Source organism: Komagataeibacter kakiaceti JCM 25156, from assembly GCF_000613305.1.
The window spans coordinates 1-6,706 of the sequence record NZ_BAIO01000103.1 but is presented as its reverse complement, the minus strand read 5'-3'; the positions used below and the strand labels follow the sequence as shown (position 1 = coordinate 6,706).

Here is a 6,706-nt window from a genome sequence, read left to right as displayed (position 1 = left end):
GCGGCTGGGCGCATCGCGTCTCTCTTTACGGTCATGGGTGGGTGTGACGGTCAGTTTTCGATATTCTGCAAAACCTCGAATCCCTCGAACACCGGCGGGCCGGACATGAGCGGCTTGCGGCTGCCCGCCGTCGCATGGGCGATGCGGAACTGTTCCGACTGGGTCCAGCCGATGAAGGCTTCCTGGGATTCCCACACGGTGTGCGATGCGTAGAGGATATGATCCTCCTGCCGGGGGCCCTGCAGGAACTGGAAGCTGACAAAACCGGGCACCGTGCGCAGATGTACCTCGCGGCCCAGCCAGCGATCACGGAATTCCTGCTCGTTCTCGGGGGGGACGCGGAAACGGTTCATGGCGATGTACATGTGGTTTCTCCTGTTGCGTGCCGGGCCTAGCGACCGCCAGATACCGTCATCACGCTGCCTGTCATATAGGACGATGCGGGAGAGATCAGGAAGGCCACGGCCTGCGCGATCTCGTCCACGTGACCGACACGGCCCATGGGGACCACGGTTTCGGCCAGTTTTTCTATCTCGGGGGGCACCATGTCCGTGGCGGTCAGGCCCGGGGCCACGGCGTTGACCCGTATGCCCTCGCGCGCCACCTCGTTGGCGAGGCCACGGGTAAAGGTTTCGACCGCCGCCTTGGTGGCGGCATAGGGCACAAGGCCGGGAAGCCCGCCCAGCCGCGCCGCGACGGAGGACAGGTTCACGATGACGCCGCCCTTTCCGCCATGGCGGGTGGACATGCGGCGCACGGCCTCGCCCGATGCGAGCATGGTGGCGCGGATATTGATGTCAAACACCGCCGCCAGCGTCTCGGGGGTCTGCTCGTCAATACGGACCTTGGCGCCTGTAATGCCCGCGTTGTTGACCAGCCCGGCAAGCGGGCCGAGTTCCGCCGCGCGGGTGAACAGGGTGCGGATGTCTTCGGGTTTTGAAATATCGGCCCTGACCGCCAGCGCCCGGCCGCCCTGCGCGGCAATGGTGCTGGCCAGTTCTTCCGCCGGGGCGGCGTTGGTGGCGTAATTGATGGCGACGGCATGGCCCTGCCGGGCCAGCAGGGCGCTGATCGCGTGGCCGATGCCCCGGCTGCCGCCCGTTACGATGATGACACCGGGTAACTGCGGGGGGAGGGAGGAAGTGACGCTGTTCATGAACCCGTCCTGATTGCTGTCGGTGGGTGCGATCATAGGCCGCGACACGGGGCTGGAAACATGAAAACGGCCCCCGATGGTGACCATATCCGTATGGCAGCCATCCATCCGTGGCACGCGGCGTGGCGGCCCTTCCCCGCATGGCATCACGTATTGATGAGGCGGAATGTCCGATTTCCCATGGAATCCGTCCGGGGCGGGGGACTACGCTGCGTGATGGCTGCCTTGCAGCGATCCGGCTTGACTTGAGTGGCAAACTGCAATGCGCTGTTCAATGATATAACAAGTGGCCACGCAATGTTTGTAAGGGGGCAGTCGGATGCCATGCATTCCAGTCATCCTGCGTTATGGCGCAGGGGGCCTGATCTGGATATTCCATTTCGTTCTTCTCATGACCGTGGCCGCCACGACCGCGCTGGCCGCCGGGCGCAATGACCAGGCCAGCGCCTGCAAGGGCGATGTGTTCCGGCTGTGTTTTCTTGACATTCCGAACGAGAAACTGATGACGGAATGCCTGGAAAGCAAGCTTGACCAGCTTACCCCCAAATGTCGCGCCATGTTCGAGGAGGACGAGGTGGAGGACGCCGAACGCAAGCGCGATGAGGACGCCGCCACCCATCCCTCCCGGCCAGCACCGGCGCATTGAGTGCGCGCGCCGTAAAAAACAGTCGTTAATGCACAACTGTCATGGACCGGCCGTATCCGGGCATGGATAATTGGACAGGACGGCGATATAGTGTTAAAATGCTAACGATTTGAATTTATCTATTATTGCACGGACCAATCATGTATTGAAATAGACGGAACGGTTTTTGATAATTTATGGGTTGTGTCGGAATAATACCGACATTTTTCTGACATATTATTGGTTAAGTTCAGTAACGCAGTAAAACGTGCATCGTTTCCTGTCAGGATGGCGTTTCAGCCATGTTTCCTGTCATGACGGCGTGCGCGTGCGTTCGGGAGATGGCGTTTCATGGGTAGGCGGGACGGTTCGGCGTCGGCGGTGTCATGTAGTGACGGGCGACTTTCCCTTGCCGCCGGGTATTTCAACATGGACACGATCCGGCAGGCCCTCATTGAATGCCGCAGGGAAGTCGTGTCCCATTTTTCCATTCATTCGCAGCCCATTCTGATCAGTGCCGGGGCGTGGCTGCACATGAAGCTGCATGAACTGCATGACTGGAACCAGGGGCTGCTGACGCTCGATGGCGGCACCATCGTCATCAACCATTCCCATTCCAACAGGGTGACGATACTGCCGGTTGACGTGCAGGGCGGTGGCAGCATGATCTTCTCCGCCGAGGGAAAGCGCGGCGGCACCCTGCTCCTGCACCTGAGCCGGGGCGAAAAATCCCCCCATGGCCTGCAACTGGTTTTCCAGGGCTGTGAAAAACAGTTCGCCTGTTATGACCCCATGTCGAACATGACGCTGGTCGGCCTGTTGCCCGATGGCGAAACCCCCGAGGCTGGGCCGCCGTAAGGCTGGACGGCAACCCGTGGAATCTCGCCCATCATACGGGGGTGCGGCGGGACTGGACACAGGCGTTGCGGCGGGAATGGCTGGCGGATGCGCAGAACAGCGTCACGCTGCATCTGCCAAGCTGAAAGCCGCCACGGAACAAATCACGAAATACGCCCGACTCCCTAACAGCGCGCTGTGGCTCCCAAAAGGTCAACAGACTTATCCACAGGGTTTGCGGCGATGTTCAGGCTTGCGAATCCATTTTAATGTTGCTGTTCAGAGACAGCAAATGGCTATTTTCCGCCATAATAAGGATTCTCTTACGCTCCATTCAGGCCGGGGGCGGGGCCTGTCAAATGGAATCAGGTGGAGTCTGGCAAAAAAAATCCACATCTGAACGGTCCGTTCAGGCAGGTGGCAACTCAGTTATCCCGCCCATGCCGGGTTCCCGGCGCGGGCGGCGTGGCGGGGTAGGGCTGATGGCAGACCATGTCAAACTGGGTCAGGATTTCGAGCGGCATGCTTTCGGTACATACCGTATCGAACCTGTCATGAAGGGATTTGCGCACCCATACGTCAAAGGGTGTGGAACCGCGCCGCCCTGTTGGCGGGGGGGGCGTTTCATAGGGTCCTGACATGGAATATCTCCCGGTCTGTCGCGCCCGGTCTGTGGCGAGTGTCATGGGCAGGAAACGGTCGGCCCGCCCCCACAGTTTCCACACCCCCTTTTCACGTTTGTTCCGTCATCAGGCCGCCATGCCGTCCAGCAGCGGGATTCCGCATGCCTGGGACATGCGCGCGCAGTACGCCCGTACGGCCGCGGGCCATTGCAGTTCCGCCACGATCGTCAGGCTGCGCAGATAGGCGAACAGATGGATGTCATCCGTTGAAAGCACGCCATTGACCGCATCAGGCCCCGCGATCAGATCCGCCAGATGAACCAGGCCTGCATTGATACGGGCACGGAGCGCCGGGCTTTCGGCCAGGCGTTCATTGAACGGCCCCACCATGTCTTCCTTGTTGCGTATGAAATACAGGCGGGCGGCCGTTGTCGCGAATTCCGGCAGCGGCGCGCCGCCGAAGCGGGGAAGGATGAGGGGAATGAAGGCGGATTGCTGCGCGGTCAGCCACCGGCTGATTTCCGGGCGTATCGGCCCTGTCAGCACGGGATGGCCGTCCATTGCGTCCACATGGGCCACGATGTCCATGCTTTCGGGCATGAAGCGGCTTCATGTTCCAGTATGGGCACCAGCTTGCGCCCGACCATGCGGATCGGGGTTTCACTGTCGTCGTTCAGCAGCACGACATTGGTGAAGGGGATGTGCTTGAGGCCAAAAATCATCCGCGCCTTCACGCAGAAGGGGCAGTGGTCGTAAGTATAGAGTTTCATCCAGACCTCAGGAACGGTTCATGCGGGCAATCTTGCGGTCGGTGTTGTACTGGCTCAGGGCATAGACGGACCAGATCGCGGCCGGTACCCAGCCAATGACGGTCAGTTGCAGGACAAGGCAGATGATGCCTGCGAAGGGGCGGCCGATTGTAAAGAATTGCAACCACGGTAACAGCAGGGCAAGAATAAGACGCATGGCGGTTCTCCTGTAGCCGCCCGATCGGGCGGCGGGTGGTTCTGGCGCGGCTTCACCGGGGTATGGGCATGTCCTGTATTGTCAGGAACGTCGTTGTGAGGGCCGTCCTGTCATATCGCCCGTGGGCGGCTCCTGTTGCGCCGGTGGTCCTGCTGGCGTATCGCCGTTAAAAACCTGCTTGGAAATAGTAAAAGTTTCCGGATGCCGTCTTTTTCTGAAAAAGGCGGCGTTTTCTGAGGCTTTTTGAGAGAAGCTTCACCAAAAACGTGCTTATGATTTGCGGACTGTTCCCCGGGCGGGGTCAGAGGCCGCGTCCGGCCTTTCTTTCCCGCCATGATGGCGATAAAAATATGCCGATGGAAAATGGATCGGATACACAGCCCACGCCCGGTGGGCGTCGGAATTTCCTTGGGCTTGTCACCGTCGCCACGGCGGCGGCGGGGGCCGGGGCGTGCCTGTGGCCATTCCTGCAAAGTCTTGCCCCGCGTGACAGCGCGGCGGCGCATCTGCCGGTTGATGTGGACATTTCCACCCTGCCGCCGGGCCAGCAGATCGTGGTGACATGGCAGGGCAAGCCGGTATTCATCACCCACCGCACCCCCGAAGCGCTGGACGCCCTGCGTGACGCGGGCCTGACCGACCGCCTGCGCGATGGACAGTCGCACGATCTCCAGCAGCCGCCCTATGCGGCCAACTGGCACCGTTCGGTCGATCCCCGTTATGGCGTGGTGGTGGGTATATGCACGCATCTGGGCTGCGTGCCCGCCTATCGCCCGCTCTCGCAGGGGCAGGGGGAAGGAAACTGGCCGGGGGGGTACGCCTGCCCCTGCCACGGCTCCCGCTTCGATCTGGCGGGGCGGGTTTTCCGGGGCGCGCCCGCGCCGTACAACCTGCCGGTGCCGCCTTATACATGCCCACGCCCACCCTTATCCGGCTGGGGGAAAACCCGGCGGGGCAGGACTTTGATTTTTCAACCATTCTCCAGCTCTGACAGGAAGCGCCGCCTTTTTTCAAAAAGGCGGCATCCAGGCCGGAATCCAGCTACCTACCGCACGGGCTTGAGATGCAGGTCCATGGTATAGATCGCAACCGGCAGGTGCAGGCGCGATACGCCATCGGGCTGGAATGTGGCCGTCCGGTTCAGTTGTACGGCCGGTATCCATAGCGTGCCGTGCGAGTCGATCCACATGGCGTCGGCCCAGACCAGCCTTTTGTCATGCACCAGTGTCGTGGCCCTGCCCTGCGGCGTGATGCGCAGGATGCGCAGTCTGTTCACATCCGACACATACAGGTTGCCATCCCCGTCAATGGCGGTGCCGCCGGTGGTGGGTGTGTCATAAAACAGGCTTACGCTGCGCGACAGTTCGGCGGGGGACAGGGCCGGGTTTTCCAGCGCGGCGGTGGGGGCGACCCACATCGGGCCGGAACTGGGCTGGAAATAAAGCTTCCGCCCGTCGGGTGAGACCTCAAGCTGGTCGGCATGGATGCGCACCGGCTGGTCATGCGTGCGCAGCAGTCGCCCTTCAGCATACATCGGGCGCTCATCGGTCGTCGAGCGGTCATGGGACAGGACGCGGCGCTGCTGCCCGGTCTGGAGATCAACCACGACCAGCGCGGGATCGCCCGCGTCGGTTACGAAAATCGTATGGCCGTGAAAGCGGATGTCATCCATGTAGCTGTGGGGCGTGCTGCTCGCCTGCAGCGATACGGCATGCACCACGCTGCCCGTCGCAATATCGAACGCCAGCAGGCGGGCGGGCGGGCCGGATGCCGGGCTGGGCGCGCCGCTACATTCGCATCACCCGAATCAACCACCCACAGCAGGCCATCAGGCCCCATGCGGATCGCGTTGACCCGCACGAAGGGCTGCAGGTCGCCCTTTGTGCCATCGGGATGGTTCCAGCGGGCATCGGGAAAGGCGTGTGGCTGGCCATTGCGGTCGATCTCGGCCACCGTCGGCCCCGTGCCGCCGCCGCCCCAATAGGGAAAGGAGACGAAGACCCGCCCGTCATCCGCCACGGTCACGGCGTTGAGCACGCGCGCGGAGGTCCACGCGGTGTGCAGTCTCCCATCCGCCCGCGCGGGCCGCAGGAACGGGGGGAGGGCCATCACCATGGCCAGGAGAACCGCGCCACGCAGGCGCCAGCGGGAACGGATCATCTGCATGGCGCCATGATGAAACACCGCGTGGGCAATGTGGTATCACGCCTGCGTGTGGAAAGGCCCCGCATGGCCGTGACCATGCAGGGCGCGTGTGTGTGTGCCTGTCAGGCCGTGGGGGCGGGGGCGGCCATCTGGCCCAGCGCCGCGCGCAGCTTGTTCTCGTTTTCGGGTGAGAGCGAGGTCTGCAGCAGGCGGGCATGGCCCCTGAACTGCTTCAGGTCCGCCAGCACCTTGTCCGGCTGCGACTTGCGCACCAGTATGAACAGCGCGGAGGTGTTGACCGGAATGGTGGAGCCGAGCGACTTGATGAAATTGTCATCAATCCCGTAATCGGAC

7 protein-coding genes and 3 pseudogenes are annotated in these 6,706 nt (G+C 62.1%); 3 read left to right on the top strand and 7 right to left on the bottom strand.

Translation table 11 applies throughout. The features are described 5' to 3' along the window. Window positions 1–50: 50 nt before the first annotated feature. Together JCM25156_RS07795 and JCM25156_RS07790 are read right to left on the bottom strand one after the other, a co-directional pair. Entirely contained in the window at window positions 51–365 is a 315-nt protein-coding gene (locus JCM25156_RS07795) for an antibiotic biosynthesis monooxygenase family protein (protein WP_025812683.1), read from the bottom strand. A 26-nt stretch (window positions 366–391) separates the two neighbouring features. Beyond that, window positions 392–1,156 (bottom strand): SDR family NAD(P)-dependent oxidoreductase, encoded by a 765-nt coding sequence (locus JCM25156_RS07790; protein WP_025812682.1) that lies wholly within the window; start codon window positions 1,154–1,156, stop codon window positions 392–394. A gap of 319 nt (window positions 1,157–1,475) precedes the next feature. On the opposite strand from JCM25156_RS07790, the gene JCM25156_RS07785 reads away from it, so the two are divergent. Together JCM25156_RS07785 and JCM25156_RS22555 are read left to right on the top strand one after the other, a co-directional pair. Continuing rightward, complete coding sequence (locus JCM25156_RS07785) at window positions 1,476–1,802, top strand: hypothetical protein (RefSeq protein ID WP_025812681.1); 327 nt, start codon at window positions 1,476–1,478, stop codon at window positions 1,800–1,802. A 330-nt stretch (window positions 1,803–2,132) separates the two neighbouring features. Next, a complete protein-coding gene (locus JCM25156_RS22555; RefSeq protein WP_051577504.1) occupies window positions 2,133–2,639 on the top strand; it encodes a hypothetical protein in 507 nt (168 codons plus the stop codon). Between the two features lie 404 nt (window positions 2,640–3,043). Here JCM25156_RS22555 and JCM25156_RS22550 read toward each other — a convergent pair whose 3' ends face one another. From JCM25156_RS22550 to JCM25156_RS07765, 3 genes and pseudogenes are all read right to left on the bottom strand, one after another. Beyond that, the gene (locus JCM25156_RS22550; RefSeq protein ID WP_025812680.1) at window positions 3,044–3,259 is read right to left on the bottom strand and encodes a hypothetical protein; all 216 of its coding nucleotides are present in this window, start codon (window positions 3,257–3,259) and stop codon (window positions 3,044–3,046) included. Window positions 3,260–3,367: 108 nt separating this feature from the next. Continuing rightward, window positions 3,368–4,011 (bottom strand): annotated as a pseudogene (gene grxB / locus JCM25156_RS22545) (glutaredoxin 2). Window positions 4,012–4,018: 7 nt separating this feature from the next. Next, window positions 4,019–4,207: a YqaE/Pmp3 family membrane protein gene (locus JCM25156_RS07765; RefSeq protein WP_025812679.1), complete on the bottom strand. Its 189-nt coding sequence runs from the start codon at window positions 4,205–4,207 to the stop codon at window positions 4,019–4,021. Window positions 4,208–4,563: 356 nt separating this feature from the next. On the opposite strand from JCM25156_RS07765, the pseudogene petA reads away from it, so the two are divergent. Further along, window positions 4,564–5,198 (top strand): annotated as a pseudogene (petA, locus tag JCM25156_RS22540) (ubiquinol-cytochrome c reductase iron-sulfur subunit). A 54-nt stretch (window positions 5,199–5,252) separates the two neighbouring features. Here the strand turns inward: petA and JCM25156_RS22535 are convergent. Then, window positions 5,253–6,367, bottom strand: a pseudogene (locus tag JCM25156_RS22535) (L-dopachrome tautomerase-related protein). A 107-nt stretch (window positions 6,368–6,474) separates the two neighbouring features. Continuing rightward, on the bottom strand, window positions 6,475–6,706 hold a 232-nt coding region (locus JCM25156_RS07750; protein WP_025812678.1), incomplete at its 5' end, for a DUF1269 domain-containing protein.

What these genes read in the sequence shown, in the direction of transcription:
- JCM25156_RS07790 (WP_025812682.1), bottom strand. Translation starts at nt 1,156, where the DNA reads ATGAACAGCGTCACTTCCTCCCTCCCCCCGCAGTTACCCGGTGTCATC.
- JCM25156_RS07795 (WP_025812683.1), bottom strand. Translation starts at nt 365, where the DNA reads ATGTACATCGCCATGAACCGTTTCCGCGTCCCCCCCGAGAACGAGCAG.
- JCM25156_RS22555 (WP_051577504.1), top strand. Translation starts at nt 2,133, where the DNA reads ATGGGTAGGCGGGACGGTTCGGCGTCGGCGGTGTCATGTAGTGACGGG.
- JCM25156_RS07785 (WP_025812681.1), top strand. Translation starts at nt 1,476, where the DNA reads ATGCCATGCATTCCAGTCATCCTGCGTTATGGCGCAGGGGGCCTGATC.
- JCM25156_RS07765 (WP_025812679.1), bottom strand. Translation starts at nt 4,207, where the DNA reads ATGCGTCTTATTCTTGCCCTGCTGTTACCGTGGTTGCAATTCTTTACA.
- JCM25156_RS22550 (WP_025812680.1), bottom strand. Translation starts at nt 3,259, where the DNA reads ATGTCAGGACCCTATGAAACGCCCCCCCCGCCAACAGGGCGGCGCGGT.